Raw genomic sequence first — 22,595 nt, forward strand, 5'->3', positions numbered from 1 at the left:
TATATTGAGGCCTCTAATTTTAGAGGCCTTTTTTATTGAACTTTACAACTCAAACACTCAATTCTAAATAAATCAACTTGATAGAAACGACTTTCAAGTTACACTTTTTATATTCATTCTTTAAGTGTGCAACTCGGAGTATTGATTTATGTCTATACCTCAATCCATAAAACAGCAACCTATGCTACTGGCTCTCACATCTCTTTATTCTGTGATATTTCTTTTTTCTGCTTTTGAGCCTGTATCACGAGCGGTATGGTTTGCTGAAATTATTCCTGCATTATTAATTTTAGCTGGCATTTTTTACATGGCGACACGCTTTCAGTTCAGCAAAACTGCCTTGGTATTCATGTTTATTTGGCTATTTCTTCATACTATTGGCGCTAAATATACTTTTGCCGACGTTCCTTTTGATTGGTTTAATAACTTGATTGGGTCTGAGCGAAATAACTTCGATCGAGTCGCACACTTCTCAATTGGTTTTTACGCATACCCTATCGCTGAATATCTCATCAAAACAAAGAAATGCTCTACTCCTCTTGCGATGGCTTTTGGCTTATTCACATTAATGAGTGTTGCTGCTGGATATGAGATTATTGAATGGTGGTATGCCGCTATTGCAGGTGGTGATGAAGGGATTGCTTTTTTAGGATCTCAAGGGGATATTTGGGATGCGCAGAAAGATATGTTATGTGATACAACCGGCTCTCTATTTGCTTTATTAATCTTATTTTTCCAGCGGAATAATCGCTAGGTTTCAGGTTTCAGGTTTCAGGTTTCAGGTTTCAGGAGAATACCAACCATGAAACCTGAAAGACTATTACTGTTTTTACTCGTCTATTTCATCTAAATAGTCATCGATATCATCTTCAGCATCTAAATCAACTTCAGGTTCAATCTCAGCTTTAAAGTCTTGACGTTGTAAATAAACATCTCGTGTTAATACGTAAGGATCTGGTGACGCTTCTAGCATAGGTTCTTGCGAAATCAACAGCACACGAGACTCCATGCCTTCTAGTCCCCACTTACCTAAACCTTGCCAGAAATTAAGGTATGACAGCGGCATATATAAACCATCAACAAAGTCCCCAGCTTCTCGCAGTGTCCAAGGCCCGTAACCAGGTAGCATAAAGTAAGGGCCATTACCTACACCATAATGTCCTAAAGCATCACCAAACGATTTACTGTCTGGTTTCTGTATATCTGCAGCACTAGCAATATCAATTAAGCCAACGAGGCCTAATGTTGTATTTAGCCAAAAACGATTAAAGTGAACCATCGCCATATTGCCATTTCCCATGAGTAAATTATTTATCATGCTTGATGGCTCATCTAAATTAGCTAAAAAGTTTGCAATCCCATATCGAATTGGGGTTGGCGTGTATTCGACATAACCAATAGATACAGGGCGAACTAGATATGGGTCTAAATAATCATAATTTAGCCCCCACATTACACGGTTAAATCCTTCAAGAGGATCACTTACGTGCGTTTCTTCATATTCCGTATCAATCTGTTGTGTTGTATCTAACTCTTCTTCTGTTTGTTCTGGTGTTTGTGAGCAAGCACTCACAAAAAGTAGAATACAACAAGAAGTCCATACTCTTTTCACTACTAAAAACCTTTGCCAATAAGTAACTGTACCAATCGATATAAATAATTGTTCACTTAGTATGATTGGTATAACTATATGTATTTTATTATTATAGATGATAAAAACGGGCAGAAGCGCAACGCCTCTGCCCGTTCTAGTATGACACTTGTAATGTATTATTGATATTGCTTATCAATACTTAGTGATACATTTTTACCTAATGTACTCACTTCACTTTCACCATACCAATCACCTGATTTTGTTGCTACATTGCCATCTTGGTCAATACGAGCGCGAACAATAAAGCTCTCCATATCTGACAATTTACGCTGTTCTATCATGTTGTTTTCATCTGACATCATGATTTTAAGCGGGAAGCGACTTAATGGTGCTCTTGCTGCTGCAATCGGCATTGGTGAACCATCTGCGGGTGAATTGATACAATCACAAATCCCTGCTTTGGTAGTTGCACGTTATTACCCAGATTAATAGTAACAGGAACCTGCTTCTCTAATGTTGCTTCAGGGTTTAATTTAGATTGTGCACGTTCAATACTACGAACTAACATTTCATAACGAGAATCATCAGGGCCAATCAACATCTGCATTGCTTTCCATGCAGAAATAGCACCTTTATAATCTTGATTCTCAAATGAGTAGAAAGCAAGTAGTGATAAAGCACGTAAATTTGTTGAGTCTTCACGTAGAGCTTCACGAAGTAATTGTTTCGCTTGCTCTGCTTTTGCTTCATTACCACTTAACATTAATGATTGAGCATAGCCCAACTTAATCTCAGTATCTTTTGGTTTAAGTGCATAGGCTTTTTTCATTGCACCAACTGATGTATCAATGTCACGATTCATCATACCAATACGACCAAGTAGCAACCAACCCATTGCATCATCGGGTTCGTGATACAGTTTAGTTCGCAGCGCTAACGTAATATCTCTGATTTCAGAGTCTGTTAAGCCTGCACTTTCTGGATCAAGTAATTGTTGTGATAATTCAGGTAAGCGTGCACTTACTTCTTGCCACTTTTCTACTTTATCGATATTGCCAAATTTAAAATATAAACCGTAAGAAATAGCGACAAGTACAATTATCGACGGAAGAATAAATAATCTTGCGTTTAAACTGTCTTGCTGTGCTTTTTCTTTTACTGGAATATCATCAAGCAGTGATTGCTTAAGCTCTGTGATTAACTCTTCTTGGTTATTCACAAGACCTTCAGCGTCTTCCTCTTCCAATTCAGCTAAGCGATCTTTATAAAACGCTTTATTTAATTCATCTCGACGAGCTTCATCATCTTGCGCTCTTGCTTTCCATAGCGGAAGAATAATAAAAAACACGCCAACAAAAATCAGGGCTAAGGTTGAAATCCAAAACAAAGTCATTTGTTTACCTTCCCATTGTCATTATTGTCTTCATTTAATAAAGCGTTCAAACGTTCTTCATGTTCGTTATCCCACTCTTCAGATTTTGCTTCTTTTTCTGCTGCCGTTTTACGACTGCGAATCACAATAAGACCAAAACCAAACACTAAGACACTTAATGGACCTAACCATAAAACAAGTGTTCCAGCCGTTAAAGGTGGATCATAGGTTACAAAGTTTCCGTAACGATCAATCATGTACGAAATAATTTCATCATCAGATTTACCTTGTTTAGTCATTTCATACACTTTATGGCGCATGTCTTGAGCCAACTCGGCACTTGAATCTGCAATGTTGTTATTTTGACATTTTGGACAACGTAAAGTCTGACCTAACTCTTTAAATTGCTGCTCTTGCTCTGGCGAATCAAACTCATATAAGTCAATCGTTGCGTAGCTTACTTGCACTGCAAATAAACTAAATGCAATCACCGCAAAACTGCGAAGACCTAATTTACGTAGGTTTAATTTCATTATTTCGCCTCCGCAACAAGTTGGTCATACATTGGTTTTAGTGTTTCATTCCAATTACGCTCATTAACATCACCAACATGACGGTAGCGAACAATGCCATTGCTATCAATTAAGAAAGTCTCTGGAGCACCATACACACCAAGATCCATACCTAACATACCATCACCATCAAAAAGAGTAATAAGGTATGGATTACCTAGCTCTTTTAGCCATTGCACAGCACCTGCACGGTCATCTTTGTAGTTCATACCGATGATTTTTACGCCTTCTGTTGCTAGCGTATTTAAATACTGGTGTTCTGCATAACACGTTGGACACCATGTAGCCCATACATTTAGCAGTAAAGGCTCTCCTTTGAAGATGCTTTGATCATAAAGCTTTCCTTCTTGAGCAAGATCTTCTAAGCGGAATTCAGGTACTGGTTTACCTACCAGTACCGATTCAAGTTTAGTTGGATCATCACCATTTGAGTTGCGTGTTAACTGAGTAGCAAACACTGCGACTAAAATTAAAAACAGCGCTAATGGTGCAAATAAAAAGTTCTTATTCATAAATTAAGCTTCCTGTTTTTTAGCATTTTTACGGAAACGATAGCGTTTATCAGACATAGCTAATGCACCACCAAATGCCATAAACAATGAACCAGCCCAGATCCAACGAACGAATGGTTTGTAGTAAATACGTACAGCCCATGAACGGTTGTCATCTAAACGCTCACCCATTGCGATGTATAGGTCACGAGTAAAGCCACGATCAATTGCCGCTTCAGTCATCATAGAACCTGCTGTTTCATAGAAACGTTTTTCAGCGTGCAATGTATTAATCGCTTTACCATCTAATGTAATGTCAAAATCAGCGGTATAACCATCATAGTTAGGACCATCTGTATCTCTAACACCTGCGAAATAGAACTGGTAGCCATTCATTTCAATGTGCTCACCTGGCGCTAAACGTACATCTTTTTCAATACTGTAGTTTTGCACCATAGCAATACCGATAATCGTAACGGCAAGACCAATATGAGCAAAAATCATCGCCCAGTGACTGCGTCCTAGCTTAGTAATACCTACAGAGAATGAGTGACGGTGCGTAGCACGTTCATACAACTCAAATCCATGTAAAATCACAATCCAAATCGCCATCATCCAGCCTAAATACGGCATGAATTGGAATTTATCAGCAAACATAACCATCATTAACGCTGCAAGCGGTACAGTTATCGCACCAGAAATCACAAGACGTTTTGATAGATTGCTTAGTTTGTCTTTCTTCCAACGAATTAGTGGACCAATACCTAATAGGAAAGCAAATGGGATCATCAACCATGCAAATAGCATGTCGAAGAATGGAGCACCAATTGATACTGAGCCTAAGCCTAGTTGCTTATGAACCAGTGGTAATAAAGTGCCAACAAGTACCACAACTAATGCTGTAACTAATAAAATGTTATTTGCTAATAACGCATTCTCACGAGAGAACAGAGAGAAATTACCTCGAACACGAACTGATGCACCTTTTAAGGCAAACAGTAATAGTGAACCACCAATAACCATCACCAAGAAACCGAGAATAAACATGCCTCGAGAAGGATCTGATGCAAAGGCGTGAACTGATACTAAAATACCAGAACGAACTAAGAATGTGCCTAATAAGCTTAATGAGAATGCTGAAATCGCCAGTAATACAGTCCATGCTTTAAACGTACCGCGCTTTTCTGTTACTGCTAATGAGTGCATTAATGCAGTACCAACAAGCCAAGGCATAAATGATGCGTTTTCTACTGGATCCCAGAACCACCAGCCGCCCCAGCCAAGTTCATAGTACGCCCACCAAGAACCTAGAGAGATACCAACAGTTAGGAATGACCATGCAGCAATAGTCCAAGGACGAGACCAACGAGCCCAAGCTGTATCTAAACGCCCCGTCATTAATGAAGCAATTGCAAAAGAGAATGCAACAGAGAAACCAACATAACCCATGTAAAGCATTGGAGGGTGAATAATTAAACCTGGATCTTGAAGTAGTGGGTTTAAGTCACGACCATCAATTGGGAAATAAGGCAGAGTACGTAAGAATGGGTTAGACGTTAAAATAATAAACAGTAAGAAACCAACGGTGATCCACCCCATTACTGCTAATACACGCGCAACAGATTCTTGTGGCATACCACGGCTGAATGTCGCTACAGCAACAGTCCAACCAGCTTGGATTAATACCCAAAGTAATAGTGAACCTTCATGCGCACCCCAAACCGCGGTTAAACGATAGTACCAAGGTAATAAACTGTTTGAGTTACTTGCTACATACTGAAGAGTGAAATCATTAACATAGAAAGCCCACATTAAAATTCCAAATGATAAACTTAGGAGTAAAAACATCCCCCAAGCTAATGGTCTTGCACTCTGCATTAATGCCTTATTACCACGGCTTGCGCCATACATAGGTAATATGCTCAAAAGGACGGCAAGCCCTAATGAAGCAATCATTGCAAAGTGACCAAGTTCTGCGATCATTGACCCGTTCCTTGTTTTTGTTGTTCAGTATACTGAAGCGGTTCATGTGTCTTTTTCATCGCTTCTGCAACTTCTGGTGGCATGTATTCTTCATCGTGTTTTGCTAACACTTCGTGAGCTTTAATCGTTGTTGCATCAACTAGGACACCTTGAGCAACAATACCTTGGCCTTCACGGAATAAATCAGGAAGAATCCCATCATAAATTACGGTCACTTGAGGGCCTACATCGGCAACCTTAAATGACACTTCAAGAGAATTATTATCACGTACAACAGAACCGGCTACAACCATCCCACCAATGCGTAGACGTTGTCCAACCTCAGGTTTTGTACCGTCTGGTTTACCGTTAACTAATTCCGTTGGGGTATAAAACAAGTCCATGTTTTGATTTAATGCATACAACATTAATCCCACTGTTGCACTGATCCCTACAAATAGAGCAAGGATCAATCCTAGGCGCTTTTTACGTCTCGGATTCATAGTGTATTCTCCATAGTTTTTGCTTTTTTAATTCGTTCTTCTCGTGCCATTTTTTGCTCAATCTCTTTTAGCAATTGACGACGTTTGCCTAAGCTAGAAAATAGAATCCAAAATAATGAAAGAAAAGTGGCACCAAATGCGCCCCATACATAAGTGGCATACCCACCCATGGCTAAAAAATCACTGAATGTATCAAAATGCATGACAATAATTCCTATTTCTTACATTACTTAGACTCGGTAGATTTAGTCTCTACCAATGCTCTAACCCAAGGTCTGTGGCTCTCTTTTGCTAAAATTTCATTCCTAAAGCGAATAAGAGTCACAGAAGCGAAGAAAGTTGCAAAGCCAAGTATATTTAATAGCAATGGCCACAACATATCTGCTGAAATTGAAGGTTTATCAAACTTTGTGATTGTTGCGCCTTGATGAAGCGTGTTCCACCACTCAACAGAGAAGTGAATAATTGGTAGATTAATCACACCAACAATCGCAAGAATACCTGCTGCTCGTGCCGCCGTTCTTTGATCATCAAATGCGTTATAAAGCGCCATTACACCTAGGTATAAGAATAGAAGGATCAGTTCAGAAGTTAGACGAGCATCCCATACCCACCATGCACCCCACATAGGTTTACCCCATACCGCACCAGTTAATAAAGCGATAAAAGTAAACACTGCGCCAATAGGAGCCATTGCAGCCGCTGCCATATCAGACAATTTTAATTGCCAAACTAGACCAATAAATGCAGCAATAGCCATCGACATATACGCACCCATAGACAAAATAGCAGAAGGTACATGGATGTAGATGATTCTAAAGCTGTCACCTTGCTGATAATCAGATGGAGCAAAAGCAAGACCCCAGATGGTTCCTACTGTTAAGCTGATAATAGAAATCACCGCAAACCACGGTAATAGTGTGGTACTTAGTTGATACGCTTTTTCTGGTTTAGCGTAAGGATGTAGCCATTTCCACATTGGTTTATCTCACTTACTTTCAAATATAAAAATTATAATTATGTTATTGCACACTGACTCGTAATGCCGAACTAATGGCAAACGGAGTCAATGTTGCAGAGCCCATTAGTAAGGCTCCTAAAATCGCTAATTGGCCATTATAAGCCATACCTAAACTTGCAGCATCTATCGCTGATGTTGCAAAAATTAAAACGGGAATATATAGAGGAAGGATCAACAAACTTAATAGCACACCTCCCTTCTGTAAACCTACGGTTAATGCCACTCCAACACCACCAAGAAAGCTCAATGTCGGCGTACCCAACAATAATGTCAGTACAATCGCTAACCAAGTATTAAAATCCAAAGAAAGTAAAATAGCGAGTAATGGACTAATAATAATTAAAGGCAGCCCAGTTAATAGCCAGTGAGCAACCACTTTGGCTAACACCAATACTGAAAGAGGTGTTGGCATTAACATCATTTGTTCTAGTGAACCATCAGAGAAATCATCTCGGAATAGACGCTCTAATGAAAGTAATGCTGATAATAATGCAGCAACCCAAACAATACCTGCTGCAATACGTGCTAACAAATTTGGCTCAGGGCCAATACTTAATGGAAATAGCGTAATAACGATAATAAAGAACCATAATGGATTCAAAATATCGGCTTTACGACGAAAGGCAATCAAAAGCTCACGTCGAATAACAGTTGTCATTGATGTTAACATTTACTCACCTAACCTAATTTTTTTAAGTTCATTACTATCAATGAATAAATCTTGGTGAGTCGTTAATAACACAATTCCACCTTGTTTTGCATGATCCATAAATAACTTTTCGAGCACCTTTACACCCTGCTTATCAATCGCAGTTAAAGGCTCATCCAGTATCCATAATTTATGATTACTTAACCAAAGACGCGCTAAAGCAACTCGTCTTTGTTGTCCTGCAGATAATTGTCCAGCAGCTACATCTTCTCTACCAGCTAACCCAACGCGAGCGAGTGCATCCCATATTGCAGCTTCGTTATAGTTATCATGCATTGACTGGTAAAAGGCTAAATTCTCAAACGCCGTTAGCTCTCGTTTAACACCAGTATGATGCCCAAGAAACAGTAAGTCAGAATGAAACTCTTCACGATTCTGTTTTATTGATTCATTTTTCCAAAAAATATCGCCTTCATCAGCATATCCTAGCCCAGCAATAATTCGGAGTAAGGTTGTTTTACCCGCACCATTTTGTCCTTCTATCTGAATTAGCTCACCATCAGAGATAGTAAAGTTTAAACGCTCAAACAAAACACGTTCATCACGGATACAGGTTACGTTGCGGATTTCTAACATAGACTTCTATTTATTGGAAAATATTGAAAGCATTCTAGCACAGCAAAAAATGGGAAACTTAGATATTAAACAAATCTATTTGGATAGATAAGTAAATAAATATGTCTTTTAGTGATAGTTTTGTAATACCTTGTAATTTGTATGGCTATCATAGAGTTAGTTTACGATTTTACAAATACCACTTTGTAGGTATGAAAATTATTATCCTCAATTTTTGGATAAAAAAAAGCCCCTCAAATAAGGAGCTCTTAAATATTAATTTATCAATAGAAGCAGAAGACTATTCTTCGTCTTCCATTCTCAATGGTGGCATTGATCCTTTACCAGCTGCAATTTTCGCCTGTAAAGACATCATTAACTCTGCTTCTGCTTTTGGAAGTTCACACTCTTCCATCAACTCATTGATCCCAGCGCCAAGTTGAACCAGCTTATTCGCTCTTGAATACAAACGACTATCTGCATCTGTATTTTCTAACTCATTTAAACGATCATCAAAATGTTGATTTAATTGAGTTATATCAGCTACTTTTTGCCCCATATTAATGGAGCCAGCACGAAACTCTACAAATTGCTTTTGCAGTTTTTGTTGTTCATCTTGCAGCTGCTTATATTGCTCTTGTGATTCAGTTAACTGTTGCATTAACTGTTTATTCTTACGGTTTAATACCAAAAAAATCACAAGTACAAGGATCATTGTTGTTATTGCTAGTAGCTCAGGGAGCTGAGTTAAATTATCAACCATTATAGGTTTGCCATGTCATCCCATTCGTCGTCAGACAAAAGTTTGTTAAGGTCTACCAAGATAAGTAGGTTGCCGTCACGGTTGCTAACGCCTTGGATGAACTTAGCGCTTTCTTCCGTGCCAACACTTGGCGTCGTATCAATTTCAGATGAACGTAAGTATACAACTTCCGCTACGCTATCAACAAGGATACCGATAACTTGACGCTCAGATTCGATAACAATAATACGTGTGTTATCTGTAATTTCACCCTGCATTAAACCAAAACGTGAACGAGTATCAATAACTGTTACTACATTACCACGTAGGTTAATGATACCTAAAACGTAATCTGGAGCACCTGGAACTGGAGCAATTTCAGTATGGCGAAGTACTTCACGCACTTGCATTACGTTGATACCGTAAGTTTCTTCTTCTAATTGAAATGTTACCCACTGCAGAACTTCATCGTTCACTTGATCTTTGCGGATCTCTACTTCATTAACCTGAGACATTTTATTTCCTCGTCCTATTAGAGTTATTTTACTCTATTCCCTTAATGTCGAGACCGGCATTAAGCATAGCAATCATCGCCTCAACATGAATTAAGGCACACATCTTTTCTTTTACCATTCCAGATAACCAAGGTCGTTTTCCTGCGGTCTCACGCCATCGAATACGATCACTTGTTAATGTTTCCGTCCCGGCTAACGCATTACACGCTAATCCCCATTTGCTTTCACCAAGCATAACAAGGTATTGGTAATCTTCTTTGTAACTTTCATCCTTGATACTTTGTGGCATCACCCACTTGGCTGTATCAAGTGCATCAATTTTTAATTCTCGGCTGGTTTGTAAGCCAAGATACCAATCAGGACGACCAATTAAATGACTAAACTCTGTAATTTGGTGAATACCACCTAATTCAGCTAATGGTACTGCAAACATCACTCCCATAACTTCAAAGAAAAGTACTTGGAATTCTTCTTGATGCTCTGCATTTTTCCAATCAAGTCCACTTGGCGGTGGTGCTTTGCCTGCTTGGGTTTCTAACGCTTCGCTGTTATCTATATCGGCAGTAACTTCAATCTCTTCAGATTCAGTCTCTTCAATAACAGGAGCAACCTCAATTTTATCCGATAAATCCCATGCAGAAAGATCAAGCTCTTCAGGCTCTTCTTCTGTAATAGGTTGAGGCTCATTAGCATCCGATTCTGTTTTTTCAATTTCACCAGAAACTAAGGCATCAATTTCATCTTGAACGTTTAATTGAGAATTTTCTAACTGGCTTAATAAACGCTGAACATCTTCTAATTGAGGCATCTCAAATGGATAATCATCATATTCATCCACTTGCGAAGATGCTTGCAATTGATACTGAGGCTCGGGAGTATCTAATGTTACTGAATCAGACTGCCAATCAGACACTGACTCAGATTCAACTACATCCTCAAGTTCACTATCAGCGACAGGTTCAGGCTCAACTAATTCTTCACGAACTTCTTCAAGATTAACGCCTTGCTCAATGACATCTTCATCTAACAGTGACGAGAAATAATCATCAAGAGCTTCTTCACTGGTAAATGTTTTAAAATCAGCCATTAAGCTAATCTCTCTAAGTAATTCAGTAATGTTTTATACGCAAAAACGCCACGACTATTTGGAGATACAAATGACGGTGGCATTCTTTTTAAGCTGGCATCTCTAAATTTTGTATCAATAGGTACTGCAGATGCCCACACCTGATCTTGATAGCTATTTTTTAAATCCATCAAGGTTTGTAACGAAGCATTAGTACGCTTATCGTACATAGTAGGAATAATGGTCACATCAAACAAAGAAGGTTTATTTCTTTGCATTATCGTTAATGTTCTCATCATTCGTTCTAAACCTTTCATCGCTAGGAATTCAGTTTGAACAGGAATAAGCACTCGAGTACTTGCCGCTAATGCATTAACCATCATCACACCAAGAATCGGTGGACAATCAATCAATACATAATCGTAATCAGCTTCTAGTGCTTTCAGTGCACGCTTCAATACTAACCCCATCCCATTACGGTTTCCCATAACACGATCAAGTGTCGCAAGTGACATATGAGCAGGAATAATATCAAGCCCTGGATATCACTTTTTAATACAAAAGGAGCTACCGTGGTTTTATTGATTGTAGGTAGTTGAAACAACTCAAATAAGCTGCATGGTAAATCGTCTGAATCATAGCCTAAGTAAGTAGTTAGAGACCCATGAGGATCCGTATCTACCATTAGTACACGTTTACCACGTTGATTTAACAACCCTGCTAATGTGATTGTGGTTGTGGTTTTACCCACGCCACCTTTCTGATTAGCTATGCTCCAGACAATCATGTTATTTCCTACTTCAATCCAACTTCAACAAGCATTCTTTCAGCAATACGATCAAGCGGTAAACTTTCTGAAGATAAACCGGCTTTATCGACAGCTTGAGGCATACCATATACCACACAGCTTTGCTCATCTTGAGACCAAATAGTTGCGCCACCAGCTTTAAGCATTCGACAGCCTTCTCGACCATCTGCGCCCATACCAGTTAAGATCATCGACAGAACTTTATCACCGTATACTTTCGCAGCAGATCCGAAGGTAACATCAACACATGGTTTATAATTCATGCGTTCACCACCATCTAAAATCTTCAAGCGTGAAGCGCCCGGACGGCCATCAACCATCATTTGCAAACCACCTGGAGCCAAATATGCACAACCTGGTTTTAACACATCGCCATCTTCTGCTTCTTTAACTTGAATTTTGCACAAGTTATTTAAACGAGCAGCAAACGCCGCCGTAAAAGTGGCAGGCATATGTTGAACCAAAATAATTGGATGTGGGTAATTCGCCGGAATCGCCGTTAATATCTTTTGCAGTGCAACTGGACCACCCGTTGAAGTCCCAATAGCCGTTAATTGATACTTTTTACCCGTCGCTTTAAAGCGTTGTGCAATTGGAGCTGCTGGTGCTGCTTTTACAGGAGATGCTGTTAATGCAGAAGTCGCAGTTCGTGTTGTTGCTGTACGAGATTCAACAGTACTTGTTGATTGTGAACTCGGTACTGGTCTGCGCATAAATGATTTTTTACGCGCAATTTCAGCAATTCGTTTCTGTAGTAAAGAAACCGCTTCATCACGATTACGAGCAATGTCTTCAAACTTCTTAGGTAAGAAATCAAGAGCACCCGCATCCAAAGCATCAAGTGTTGCTTTTGCGCCATCGTGAGTTAGCGAAGAGAACATTAAGGTTGGTGTTGGACACGCTTTCATGATCTCTCGGACTGCTGAGATGCCGTCCATGACTGGCATCTCAATATCCATTGTTATTACATCTGGCTTTAATGATTTCGCTTTTTCTACCGCTTCTTTACCATTTACAGCCACGTCGATAACTTCAAGACGTGGATCTGAATTGATAATTTCACTTACTCGGCGGCGGAAAAAACTAGAATCATCTACCACTAATACTTTTATAGCCATGTCAATCCTTGTGCATTAACGCATGCGAACGGCGTAACGCTTTAACAAGTTAGGAACGTCAAGGATCAATGCAATATGACCATCAGAAGTAATCGTTGCACCTGCCATACCTGGAGTACCTTGTAATAGCTCATCTAGCGGTTTAATAACCACTTCTTCTTGACCTATTAAGGTATCAACAACAAAACCAACACGTTGAGCGCCAAGTTGAATAATTACAACATGACCTAACCCTGTACGTTCTGTTTGACGACTACCAGGAACCAACCAATCTTGTAAGAAGAACAGTGGGATCGACTTTTCACGAACAATTGTTGTTAATTGACCATCAACGATGTTTGTCTTAGACAGATCAAGATGGAAAATCTCATTTACACTTGCTAATGGAAGTGCAAATGGTTGATTCGCAACACCAACCATTAACGTTGGTAAGATTGCAAGAGTCAGTGGCACTTTGATTACGATCTTAGTACCTTCACCCATGTTTGAATCAATATCAATTGAACCATTTAGTTGGTTGATCGCTGTTTTAACCACGTCCATACCTACACCACGACCTGAAATATCTGAAATTTCAGTCTTAGTTGAGAAACCTGGTGCAAAAATAAGGTTATAACATTCTTTATTTGTTAAGCGTGATGCAGCATCGCTGTCCATCAAACCTCGGTTTACCGCAATACCACGAAGTTTATCTGCATCCATACCGCCGCCATCATCAATGATGCTCAGTAAGATGTGATCCCCTTCTTGAGATGCTGATAAAATCACTTTACCTGTGCGATCTTTACCCGCTTTTAAACGGTCATCAGGCATTTCAATACCATGATCTACAGAGTTACGAACTAAGTGAATCAATGGATCGGCAAGCGCTTCAACCAAGTTTTTATCTAAATCAGTTTCTTCACCGCGCATTTCTAGCACGATGTCTTTCTTCAGTGTACGAGCCAAGTCACGTACAACTCGTGGGAAACGACCAAATACTTTCTTAATTGGTTGCATACGAGTTTTCATTACTGCACCTTGAAGGTCTGCAGTAACCACATCTAGGTTTGATACAGCTTTTGACATTTCTTCGTCATTGCTATTCAAACCTAAACTCACCAAACGGTTTCGAACAAGTACAAGCTCTCCCACCATATTCATGATGTTATCTAGCGTTGATGTATCAACACGTACCGTACTTTCTGATTGTGATTTTGCTGGCGCTTTTGCTGGTGCCTTTGCAACCGCTTTCACATCTTCTTTCGGTGCTTGTGTTCTTGTCGGCGCAGGTGCCGTTGTTCTTGTTGGTGCTTCAACTACAGGTGCTGGTGCACTTGTTGTCTGATTCATCGCAGCAACAGGTTGAACAGCTTGATCAAGCTCTTCTTCCGTTGGACCTTTGCCTGAACCGTGCAGTTGATCAAGTAATTTCTCAAACTCATCATCTGTCATTAAATCTGAATCACCAGAATTTGACAGTATGTCTTCTACCGGTTTAGCAGCAGGAGTTGTCGTTGCATTACTTGGGCTTTTACCTGAACCATGAAGCTCATCAAGCAGACGCTCAAACTCATCATCAGTAATATCGCCATCATCAGCACTTGTTGACGATGCAATAGGCGCAGCAGGAGCTGGTGTTACTGAAGCGGCACTACTTGGAGATGCGCCTTTACCGTGTAATTCATCTAATAATCGTTCAAATTCATCTTCTGTAATATCATCAACAGAATCATGATTATTAGCCGGAACAGAAACCTCTTCTACAGAAGAAGTTACTTCAATTACAGGCTCTTCAATAATGATATCTTCAACAACAGCTTCATTTGCTGCTGATGCAATTTCATCTTCTGATGCAGGTTTGCTTAAACGATGCAGTTCATCAAGCAAGCTTTGTTCTGCCGGCTCTAAAGCTTCACCATTTTGCACTGAACTGAACATAACATTCACGGTATCAAGTGCTTGTAAGATGGTATCCATTAGCTCAGAAGTAACTTTACGTTTACCTGTTCTAAGAATATCAAATACGTTTTCCGCACCATGACAAGCATCAACTAATTCAGTTAATGACAAAAAGCCTGCACCGCCTTTAACGGTATGAAAACCACGGAAAATAGCATTTAATAAATCAGCATCATCAGGGCGTTGCTCTAATTCAACTAATTGTTCAGAAAGTAGCTCGAGAATTTCTCCTGCTTCAATTAAGAAATCTTGCAGGATGTCTTCATCCATTTCAAAGCTCATAGTATTCCTCTAAAATCCTAGACTGGCTAATAGGTCATCAACATCATCTTGAGATGCTACAGCGTCTTCGCGTTCATGCGGGTTGATAATTGGTCCTTCAGCAACAGCAGGTTTCTTCGATTGGTCCGCTGCATCTAACCGCTCTTCCACTTTAAACAACGTCAAGATATCAACCAATCGGTCTTCAACTTCTTGAACTAACGTAATTACTCGTTTAATAATTTGACCAGTAAGGTCTTGGAAGTCTTGTGCCATTAAGATAGTGGTTAGTTCATTACGAAGCTCTGAACTATTACCTTCAACTTGAGTTAATAATCCATCAATGTTGTGGCATAAGGTTTTGAACTGAGCAAGCTCAATTCGACCTTTCATTAAACTGTTCCACTGTGGGCGAACTTGAAGCAAGCCTTCGTGCAATTCGTCTGCAATAGGTAATGAACGATCAACAGCATCCATTGTTTTATTGGCTGCCATTTCCGTTTTATCAATCACATATTGCAAACGATCACGCGCATCTGGAATCTCATCATTAGCAATGGCAACAACTCGATGATCAAGTTTAAAGTTCTTCAAAGACTCATGAAGATCACGAGTTAAAGAACCTATCTCTTTCAACATTGGTTGTTCACTTGGCATTGCTAACGAAGCAACTAATTGATTTGCTTCTTCTTGCTTGCCACCTTCTAATAAAGCGACAAGTTCCTTGGCATCAGTTAATGAAATCATCTTTTACTAATCCTTCCAACGCAACATCGACTTATAAACGTTCAAAAATCTTGTCTAATTTTTCTTTTAATGTTGCAGCTGTGAAAGGCTTAACAATGTAGCCATTTACGCCAGCTTGAGCAGCTTCAATGATTTGTTCACGCTTAGCTTCAGCAGTGATCATTAATACTGGTAAGTGTTTTAATTCGTCATCGGCACGAATTGTCTTTAGCAAGTCGATCCCTTGCATCCCTGGCATGTTCCAATCTGTTACTACAAAATCGAAACCACCTTTTTTAAGCAGTGGCAGTGCTGTTAAACCATCATCCGCTTCTTGGGTGTTATTAAAACCTAAGTCACGTAATAAGTTTTTTACAATACGGCGCATTGTTGAAAAGTCATCAACAATAAGGATCTTCATGTTTTTATTCAAAATCGCCTCCAGTGAGGGCAAAGTAACGGGATTTAATTATTCTACTGTCCAAGATGATAACTTGGCCCGTAGTCGTTGCATCGATTGGCTGTGTATTTGGCTTACGCGAGACTCGCTTACACCAATTACAGCACCAATCTCTTTTAGGTTAAGTTCTTCATCGTAATAAAGAGACAAAACCAAAGCTTCTCTTTCAGGAAGCGTTTTAATCGCTTCCACAAGAGCTACTCGAAAGTGTTCATCGGCAACACCTTGAAACGGAAGATTATCATCAGCTTGCTCTTCAGTTGCGATCACATCATCAGAAACGCCTAAATCTTCCATACCAACTAGTTTACCGCAATTTACATCATTAAGTATCTGATAATATTGATCTAACGGTAATTCTAGATAGTCTGCTATCTCTTTATCGGTCGGATCCCGAGAAAGTTTAGCTTCAAGCTCTCTAATTGCCGAATTAATCATCCGACTGTTCTTATGTACTGAGCGAGGAACCCAATCTCCACGTCGAATTTCATCCAACATTGAGCCTCTAATTCGAATCCCAGCATAGGTTTCAAAACTTGCGCCTTTACTGCCATCATAATTTTGCTGGGCTTCTAATAAACCAATCATGCCAGCTTGAATCAGATCATCTACTAATACACTCGCTGGCAATCTCGCCATTAAATGATGAGCAATACGTTTAACCAGATCAGAATAACGTTCTAAAAACGCCTTCTGACTGTTTACATTGCCTTTATGATCATAAGTTAAGCCATCAGACATAATCGTCCTCAATTTCACTTGTTTTTTCATTGCGTAATAGCTTTTCTACGAAAAACTCTAAGTGACCGCTTGGTGCTTTAGGTACAGGCCAAGTTACCACTTTGTTTGCAAGAGATTTCATTGCTAACGCTGCTGGAGAGCGTGGATATGCATCCACAACGACTTTTTGTTTTCTAACTGACAGACGCACTTTTTCATCTAATGGAATACAAGCCACTAATTCCATATTTGCAGATAAAAAGCGATCCGTTACTAGCGTTAGTTTCGCAAATAATTCACGACCTTCACGGTAACTTCTTACCATGTTGGCAACAATTTTGAATCGTTGAACATTATGCTCACGACTTAAAAGTTTTATTAATGCATATGCATCGGTGATTGACGTTGGTTCATCACACACCACAACTAAAACATCTTGAGCCGCACGAGAAAAACTGGTCACCATATCAGAGATACCAGCAGCAGTGTCGATTAAAAGAATATCTACTTCTTCTTCTAAACTGCTGAATGCTCGAATTAATCCTGCATGTTGTGCTGGTGTTAGTTCTGCCATAGATTTTGTTCCTGACGTTGCAGGAATTAGTCTCACACCATATGGGCCTTCAACGATAATGTCTGCTAATTCGCATTCACCATCCAAAACATGCCCTAGGTTTTTATGTGCTCGAACACCCAGCATAATATCAATATTTGCTAAGCCTAAATCGCCATCTAGCACCATCACTTTTTTCCCTTGCTGTGCAAGTGATAATGCTAAATTTAATGTTACGTTTGTTTTACCTACGCCACCTTTACCACCCGTTACAGCAACCACTTTGGTCAATGTTGGTTTGGTTAAGCGTCGTAATCCACTAGCCTGATCGTATATATTATTATCAATCATAAATTGTCCGCCTCTGGCATATCACTATTCCAGAAATGAGGGTCCTTTTCCGTCGCTTTTTCTAGTAATTCATTTGCCTTTGCAACTAAGTATTTTGGTTGAGCTAAAACAATGTCCTCAGGAACACGCTGCCCATTTGCAATATAAGAGATTGGAAGGCCATTCTCTATAGTTACACTAATTAATTCACCTAAACTTAGAGATTCATCGATTTTACTTAAAATACAACCAGATAATGGAATGCGTTTGAAGTGATCAATGGTTTCTTGCAGTACTCGGCGTTGTGCCGTTGCTGGCATCACAAGATAGCTATTAATTTGTGATCCACTGTTTTCCATAATCGTATCTAATTGTTCTGTTAAACGTACATCACGTTGTCCCATACCTGCAGTATCCACAAGCACTAAACGACGATTACGTAATTGATACAGAACCGATGCTAATTCATCAGCATCTTTAGCAATTCGTACTGGACAGCCCATAATGCGGCCATAAATAGCCAATTGTTCTTGAGCACCAATACGGAATGTATCTGTTGTAACTAATGCTACTTGGTCAGGACCATATTCCATTGCTGCACGGGCAGCTAATTTAGCAATAGTTGTTGTTTTACCAACCCCTGTAGGGCCCAATAATGCAATGATGCCACCACGTGATAACGTATCCACTTTTGAGGTTGGAATTTGTTCAGCAAGTAGTTTCAATAACGCAGGCCATGCATCTTTTGCTGGTACATCTTCTGGAATATAGCAAGCAAGTTGATCAGCAAGCTCTTCTGATAAACCCATTTTCTCTAGGCGCTTAATCAGCATTGCTCGTAGAGGTTCACGACGCTCTACTTCCTGCCACATAAGACCAGATACTTGATGCTCTAATAAACGACGAATAGATGACATTTCAGAACGCATGTTTTCTAATTCTTCGTTCGACTCGTTATGCGAACGACGACCTTTCTCATAACGAGAAGGATCTAATTTCGGTTGCATTCGCTCTGTTGAATGTCGAACTGGCTCATCAGAAATAAGGTGCGCTAATTTTGGATTATTTTGAATCGCACGAGTCATTTCTGATGTATCTAATCTTGGAGTAGATGCAGAGTTTGAATACGAGTTTGCTGATGATTGAGTCTGAAATTTAGACTGACGTTGCAATAACGCAGCTAAACTATCCTCTTCACGCTCAGCTTTTTCTGGCTCAGGCTCTGTAGAACTATTATGTGAGCCATATTGCTTGATCATATTTGCAAAACGACGTGTCATAGAACCTTTACCAACACTCACCTTGTCTTCTTCAACTTGACGCTGTGATACTGCTGGAAATGATTGAGATTGCGCACTCGGATCAATAGCCGCAACAATTTCAATACCACCGGTTACTTTTTTATTTGACATAATGACAGCGTCAACACCTAGCTCTTCTTTTACTTGAACCAGAGCAGAGCGCATGTCTTTTGCAAAAAATCGTTTAATTTTCAATATCGTATTCCTGCGTTAAATAAGTTGACGCGGTTAGTTACCAACAGCTTGAACAATTCTAATTTGTTTCTCATCAGGGATCTCTTGGTAAGAGAGAACTCGTAAGTTTGGAATCGTATTTTTCACAAACTTAGCTAATGTCGAACGTAATACCCCTGATGTTAACAGCACAGCTGCTTCGCCTTTTAACTCTTGCTCTTGAGTCGCTTGAGTTAATGATGCTTGCAGACGCTCTGCTAACCCAGGCTCAATACCAGTGGTTTCACCACCAGACGCCTGCATAGTTTGATGCAAGATTTGTTCCAATTCAGGAATTAGAGTGATAACTGGCATTTCAGCCTCTATCCCATTGATTTCCTGAACAATTAATCGTTTCAACGAAATTCGAACAGCAGCCGTCAAAATGTCAGGTTCTTGACTTTTTGGCGCATATTCAGACAAAGTTTGGACAATGGTTCGAATATCACGAATTGGAATTGCTTCATTCAATAAATTCTGAAGCACTTTTACAACCGCCCCCAAGGTAATTGATCAGGAACCAGACCCTCAACTAACTTAGGCGAACTCTGCGCCAACAACTCAAGTAAGTTCTGAACTTCTTCGTGACCTAACAGCTGAGCCGCATTATTTGTTAATAACTGACTTAAGTGCGTTGCCAGTACTGTTGCTGCATCTACTACAGTATAGCCTAATGCTTGAGCGTGCTCTCTTTGCTCTTCATTGATCCAAACTGCTTCTAATCCAAACGCTGGATCAAATGTTGGTTCACCTTCAATCGAACCATAAACCTGACCAGGGTTGATAGCCAGTTCTTTATCAGGGCGAATTTCTGCTTCACCACCAGCTACGCCCATCAGCGTAATTCGGTATACATTCGGCGGTAATTCTAAGTTATCTCGAATATGTACAGCAGGTACTAAGAAGCCAAAATCTTGAGATAGCTTCTTACGAACCCCTTTCACACGATCAAGTAATTCACCACCTTGCTCTTTATCTACCATAGGGATCAAGCGGTAACCCACTTCTAAACCAATAACATCAACAGGTTGAACGTCATCCCATGATAATTCTTTTGGTTGTGAAGCCGACAGTTCCATTGGTGGTGCAGCTTTCTGCTCTTCGCTTTCTTGCTCTTTTTTCTTAGTTAAATAATACGACCAGCCGCCCGCTAATAACGCTAATAAGATGAATGGGAAATGAGGCATACCAGGGACAATACCCATAACAAACATAATTGCAGCCGTTACCATTAACGCTTTTGGATTATCAACCAGTTGGAAAACTAATTGTTCCCCCATATCTTCATCGGTGTTTTGACGAGTTACCATGATAGCTGCGCCAATCGATAAAAGAAGTGATGGAATTTGTGCAACCAGACCATCACCGATAGTTAACAATGTATAGATTTGAACCGCTTCACCAAACCCAAGATTAAATTGCGCCATACCAATGGCAAGACCACCGATGATGTTGATGAATAGAATAAGGATACCAGCGATAGCATCCCTTTTACGAATTTAGAAGCACCGTCCATTGAACCGTAAAAGTCCGCTTCTTTTGTCACTTCAAAACGACGGGTACGAGCTTGTTCTTGGTCAATCAAACCGGCATTTAAGTCCGCATCGATTGCCATTTGTTTACCTGGTAATGCATCCAAGGTAAAACGCGCACTTACTTCAGAAATACGGCCCGCACCTTTGGTTACAACCATAAAGTTAATGATCATTAAAATGATGAATACGATTAAACCAACTGCGTAGTTACCGCCAATAACCACGTTACCAAAGGCGTCGATAACGTGACCTGCCGCACCCGGACCTTCATGACCGTGCAAAAGTACCACACGAGTTGATGCAACGTTCAAAGCAAGACGAAGTAATGTTGAAACCAGAAGAATGGTTGGGAACGCTGCAAAATCCAACGGACGACGGGTATAAATAGTCACAAGTAACACCACCATGGCTAAAGCGATGTTAAAGGTAAACATTAAGTCGAGTAAGAAAGCCGGAATGGGTAAAATTACCATTGCCAGAGTGGATAGAACTAAAACAGGTACACCAATAGGAGGTATACCTCGCCCTTGAAGAGCTGATAATTTATTCGGCAGCGGAATTTGAAATTTCATTAACTTCTACTTCTTCTTCTTCTAAACTCGTATTTCTTACGAAACCAATAATAAGTGACTAATAGCGCAATAGCTTAGCTACTTAAAGCAAATTTCGAGCCAGATTAATGTCACTTTTTTGGCTGACAATTTCCGGTTTTCTGACAGATTGAAGTAGAGTCACAAAAGCAAGAATAACTCATTAATTTTAAAAGAAAAATAAGAATCACAATTGAAAAAGGTGTCGTAATTTGTATAATTCGTCCTTTATTTATCTCTTGGTGCTGCTATGACTAGTGTATCGCTTAGTACAAATCAAAATGTACTTAATAAAATGGATATTGGTGGTCGTGTTATCATCGAAATTACGTGTCCAAATGGTCAGTCAGCACAAGCAAATTCACAGTTGATAGGATTCAAAAAAGGACATTACGTTTTCATTGAATACCCATCTTCACCTCCTCTTGAGTTTAATAAAATCTACCTAGAAGGTGCCGACGTTACTTTTCGTGCAATAACAAACACGACTCACTGTGATGTTATTGCCTTTAAAACGACGATTCACTCTGTAATTTATCGTCCAATGGAAATGATTTGTCTGCATGCACCAAGTAGCATTACGATGAAACCCATCCGAACCCACCGACGAATTGAAAGTAAATTTTCATGCAATTTATCAGTAAATGAACAAAATTTAACGGGTGTCATGAGAGATTTTTCTTTCGGTGGATGTGCCATTGCCTTACCATCAAAACTCAGTCCTGATAGCTTACTAAATAAAAAAATTGCATTAACAATAGAGATCGAAAGTCTTGAACCGATTTCTGTTCGTGGTGAAATTAAAAATATAGATGTAAAAGAGTCACAATCGAAAATTGGAATCATGTTTGATACTGACGGCATCAGTGAATCCGAATTGCAAACTCTTCATCACCAATGCGTTCTTAAAGGCTGGGATAAACAATAAAGTAAGTTA

Annotated in this window: 21 protein-coding genes and 3 pseudogenes; 2 read left to right on the forward strand and 22 right to left on the reverse strand. The window is 39.6% G+C overall.

Annotated features, from left to right (window positions below; all coding sequences use genetic code 11):
- The first annotated feature begins 148 nt into the window (after positions 1–148).
- On the forward strand, positions 149–754 hold the full coding sequence (locus AAFX60_010135) for a DUF2238 domain-containing protein (protein XDF77073.1): 606 nt from the start codon (positions 149–151) through the stop codon (positions 752–754).
- 75 nt (positions 755–829) lie between these two features.
- On the opposite strand, the gene AAFX60_010140 is transcribed toward AAFX60_010135, so the two are convergent.
- The 22 genes and pseudogenes from AAFX60_010140 to flhA form a co-directional block, all read right to left on the reverse strand.
- Complete coding sequence (locus AAFX60_010140; GenBank protein XDF77074.1) at positions 830–1,612, reverse strand: MlaA family lipoprotein; 783 nt, start codon at positions 1,610–1,612, stop codon at positions 830–832.
- A 158-nt stretch (positions 1,613–1,770) separates the two neighbouring features.
- Positions 1,771–2,987 (reverse strand): annotated as a pseudogene (gene ccmI, locus AAFX60_010145) (c-type cytochrome biogenesis protein CcmI).
- Positions 2,984–3,499: a cytochrome c-type biogenesis protein gene (locus AAFX60_010150; GenBank protein ID XDF77075.1), complete on the reverse strand. Its 516-nt coding sequence runs from the start codon at positions 3,497–3,499 to the stop codon at positions 2,984–2,986. Before AAFX60_010150 ends, ccmI begins: the two are co-directional and overlap by 4 nt.
- Entirely contained in the window at positions 3,499–4,050 is a 552-nt protein-coding gene (locus AAFX60_010155; protein XDF77076.1) for a DsbE family thiol:disulfide interchange protein, read from the reverse strand. The genes AAFX60_010150 and AAFX60_010155 overlap by 1 nt, the downstream gene beginning before the upstream one ends.
- Positions 4,051–4,053: 3 nt before the next feature.
- Complete coding sequence (locus tag AAFX60_010160; protein XDF77077.1) at positions 4,054–6,012, reverse strand: heme lyase CcmF/NrfE family subunit; 1,959 nt, start codon at positions 6,010–6,012, stop codon at positions 4,054–4,056.
- A complete protein-coding gene (gene ccmE / locus AAFX60_010165) occupies positions 6,009–6,494 on the reverse strand; it encodes a cytochrome c maturation protein CcmE (GenBank protein XDF77078.1) in 486 nt (161 codons plus the stop codon). Before ccmE ends, AAFX60_010160 begins: the two co-directional genes overlap by 4 nt.
- Positions 6,491–6,697, reverse strand: coding sequence for a heme exporter protein CcmD (gene ccmD, locus AAFX60_010170; GenBank protein ID XDF77079.1), 207 nt, complete (start codon positions 6,695–6,697; stop codon positions 6,491–6,493). The genes ccmE and ccmD overlap by 4 nt, the downstream gene beginning before the upstream one ends.
- A gap of 23 nt (positions 6,698–6,720) precedes the next feature.
- Complete coding sequence (locus AAFX60_010175) at positions 6,721–7,473, reverse strand: heme ABC transporter permease (protein ID XDF77080.1); 753 nt, start codon at positions 7,471–7,473, stop codon at positions 6,721–6,723.
- A 43-nt stretch (positions 7,474–7,516) separates the two neighbouring features.
- Complete coding sequence (gene ccmB, locus AAFX60_010180) at positions 7,517–8,185, reverse strand: heme exporter protein CcmB (protein ID XDF77081.1); 669 nt, start codon at positions 8,183–8,185, stop codon at positions 7,517–7,519.
- Entirely contained in the window at positions 8,186–8,800 is a 615-nt protein-coding gene (ccmA, locus tag AAFX60_010185) for a cytochrome c biogenesis heme-transporting ATPase CcmA (GenBank protein ID XDF77082.1), read from the reverse strand.
- Between the two features lie 280 nt (positions 8,801–9,080).
- Positions 9,081–9,542, reverse strand: coding sequence for a DUF2802 domain-containing protein (locus AAFX60_010190; GenBank protein XDF77083.1), 462 nt, complete (start codon positions 9,540–9,542; stop codon positions 9,081–9,083).
- Positions 9,542–10,036 (reverse strand): chemotaxis protein CheW, encoded by a 495-nt coding sequence (locus AAFX60_010195; protein ID XDF77084.1) that lies wholly within the window; start codon positions 10,034–10,036, stop codon positions 9,542–9,544. The genes AAFX60_010190 and AAFX60_010195 overlap by 1 nt, the downstream gene beginning before the upstream one ends.
- Before the next feature lie 28 nt (positions 10,037–10,064).
- Positions 10,065–11,123 (reverse strand): chemotaxis protein CheW, encoded by a 1,059-nt coding sequence (locus AAFX60_010200; protein ID XDF77085.1) that lies wholly within the window; start codon positions 11,121–11,123, stop codon positions 10,065–10,067.
- Positions 11,123–11,889, reverse strand: a pseudogene (locus AAFX60_010205) (ParA family protein). The gene AAFX60_010200 and the pseudogene AAFX60_010205 overlap by 1 nt, the downstream one beginning before the upstream one ends.
- Before the next feature lie 8 nt (positions 11,890–11,897).
- Positions 11,898–13,028 (reverse strand): chemotaxis response regulator protein-glutamate methylesterase, encoded by a 1,131-nt coding sequence (locus tag AAFX60_010210; protein XDF77086.1) that lies wholly within the window; start codon positions 13,026–13,028, stop codon positions 11,898–11,900.
- A gap of 15 nt (positions 13,029–13,043) precedes the next feature.
- Positions 13,044–15,251, reverse strand: a complete 2,208-nt coding sequence (locus AAFX60_010215; GenBank protein ID XDF77087.1) for a chemotaxis protein CheA — start codon at positions 15,249–15,251, stop codon at positions 13,044–13,046.
- A gap of 9 nt (positions 15,252–15,260) precedes the next feature.
- Positions 15,261–15,977, reverse strand: coding sequence for a protein phosphatase CheZ (locus AAFX60_010220; protein ID XDF77088.1), 717 nt, complete (start codon positions 15,975–15,977; stop codon positions 15,261–15,263).
- A gap of 31 nt (positions 15,978–16,008) precedes the next feature.
- Positions 16,009–16,389, reverse strand: a complete 381-nt coding sequence (gene cheY, locus AAFX60_010225; protein XDF77089.1) for a chemotaxis response regulator CheY — start codon at positions 16,387–16,389, stop codon at positions 16,009–16,011.
- 36 nt (positions 16,390–16,425) lie between these two features.
- Complete coding sequence (locus AAFX60_010230; protein XDF77090.1) at positions 16,426–17,157, reverse strand: RNA polymerase sigma factor FliA; 732 nt, start codon at positions 17,155–17,157, stop codon at positions 16,426–16,428.
- Complete coding sequence (locus AAFX60_010235; protein XDF77091.1) at positions 17,150–18,040, reverse strand: MinD/ParA family protein; 891 nt, start codon at positions 18,038–18,040, stop codon at positions 17,150–17,152. The genes AAFX60_010230 and AAFX60_010235 overlap by 8 nt, the downstream gene beginning before the upstream one ends.
- The gene (flhF, locus tag AAFX60_010240) at positions 18,037–19,515 is read right to left on the reverse strand and encodes a flagellar biosynthesis protein FlhF (GenBank protein XDF77092.1); all 1,479 of its coding nucleotides are present in this window, start codon (positions 19,513–19,515) and stop codon (positions 18,037–18,039) included. Before flhF ends, AAFX60_010235 begins: the two co-directional genes overlap by 4 nt.
- A gap of 33 nt (positions 19,516–19,548) precedes the next feature.
- Positions 19,549–21,640: pseudogene (flhA, locus tag AAFX60_010245) on the reverse strand (flagellar biosynthesis protein FlhA).
- 268 nt (positions 21,641–21,908) lie between these two features.
- Between flhA and AAFX60_010250 the strand changes: the two are divergent.
- On the forward strand, positions 21,909–22,586 hold the full coding sequence (locus AAFX60_010250) for a flagellar brake protein (GenBank protein ID XDF77093.1): 678 nt from the start codon (positions 21,909–21,911) through the stop codon (positions 22,584–22,586).
- The last annotated feature ends 9 nt before the right edge of the window (positions 22,587–22,595 follow it).

Origin of the sequence: Aliivibrio fischeri (assembly GCA_038993745.2) — a bacterium.
Classification (GTDB): domain Bacteria; phylum Pseudomonadota; class Gammaproteobacteria; order Enterobacterales; family Vibrionaceae; genus Aliivibrio; species Aliivibrio fischeri_B.

Coding starts and splice junctions, on each gene's coding strand:
- AAFX60_010135 (XDF77073.1), top strand. CDS start 149: ATGTCTATACCTCAATCCATAAAACAGCAACCTATGCTACTGGCTCTC.
- AAFX60_010235 (XDF77091.1), bottom strand. CDS start 18,040: ATGATTGATAATAATATATACGATCAGGCTAGTGGATTACGACGCTTA.
- ccmB (XDF77081.1), bottom strand. CDS start 8,185: ATGTTAACATCAATGACAACTGTTATTCGACGTGAGCTTTTGATTGCC.
- ccmE (XDF77078.1), bottom strand. CDS start 6,494: ATGAATCCGAGACGTAAAAAGCGCCTAGGATTGATCCTTGCTCTATTT.
- AAFX60_010215 (XDF77087.1), bottom strand. CDS start 15,251: ATGAGCTTTGAAATGGATGAAGACATCCTGCAAGATTTCTTAATTGAA.
- AAFX60_010210 (XDF77086.1), bottom strand. CDS start 13,028: ATGGCTATAAAAGTATTAGTGGTAGATGATTCTAGTTTTTTCCGCCGC.
- AAFX60_010190 (XDF77083.1), bottom strand. CDS start 9,542: ATGGTTGATAATTTAACTCAGCTCCCTGAGCTACTAGCAATAACAACA.
- AAFX60_010195 (XDF77084.1), bottom strand. CDS start 10,036: ATGTCTCAGGTTAATGAAGTAGAGATCCGCAAAGATCAAGTGAACGAT.
- AAFX60_010250 (XDF77093.1), top strand. CDS start 21,909: ATGACTAGTGTATCGCTTAGTACAAATCAAAATGTACTTAATAAAATG.
- AAFX60_010155 (XDF77076.1), bottom strand. CDS start 4,050: ATGAATAAGAACTTTTTATTTGCACCATTAGCGCTGTTTTTAATTTTA.
- AAFX60_010160 (XDF77077.1), bottom strand. CDS start 6,012: ATGATCGCAGAACTTGGTCACTTTGCAATGATTGCTTCATTAGGGCTT.
- AAFX60_010230 (XDF77090.1), bottom strand. CDS start 17,157: ATGTCTGATGGCTTAACTTATGATCATAAAGGCAATGTAAACAGTCAG.
- ccmD (XDF77079.1), bottom strand. CDS start 6,697: ATGCATTTTGATACATTCAGTGATTTTTTAGCCATGGGTGGGTATGCC.
- AAFX60_010150 (XDF77075.1), bottom strand. CDS start 3,499: ATGAAATTAAACCTACGTAAATTAGGTCTTCGCAGTTTTGCGGTGATT.
- AAFX60_010175 (XDF77080.1), bottom strand. CDS start 7,473: ATGTGGAAATGGCTACATCCTTACGCTAAACCAGAAAAAGCGTATCAA.
- ccmA (XDF77082.1), bottom strand. CDS start 8,800: ATGTTAGAAATCCGCAACGTAACCTGTATCCGTGATGAACGTGTTTTG.
- AAFX60_010200 (XDF77085.1), bottom strand. CDS start 11,123: ATGGCTGATTTTAAAACATTTACCAGTGAAGAAGCTCTTGATGATTAT.
- AAFX60_010220 (XDF77088.1), bottom strand. CDS start 15,977: ATGATTTCATTAACTGATGCCAAGGAACTTGTCGCTTTATTAGAAGGT.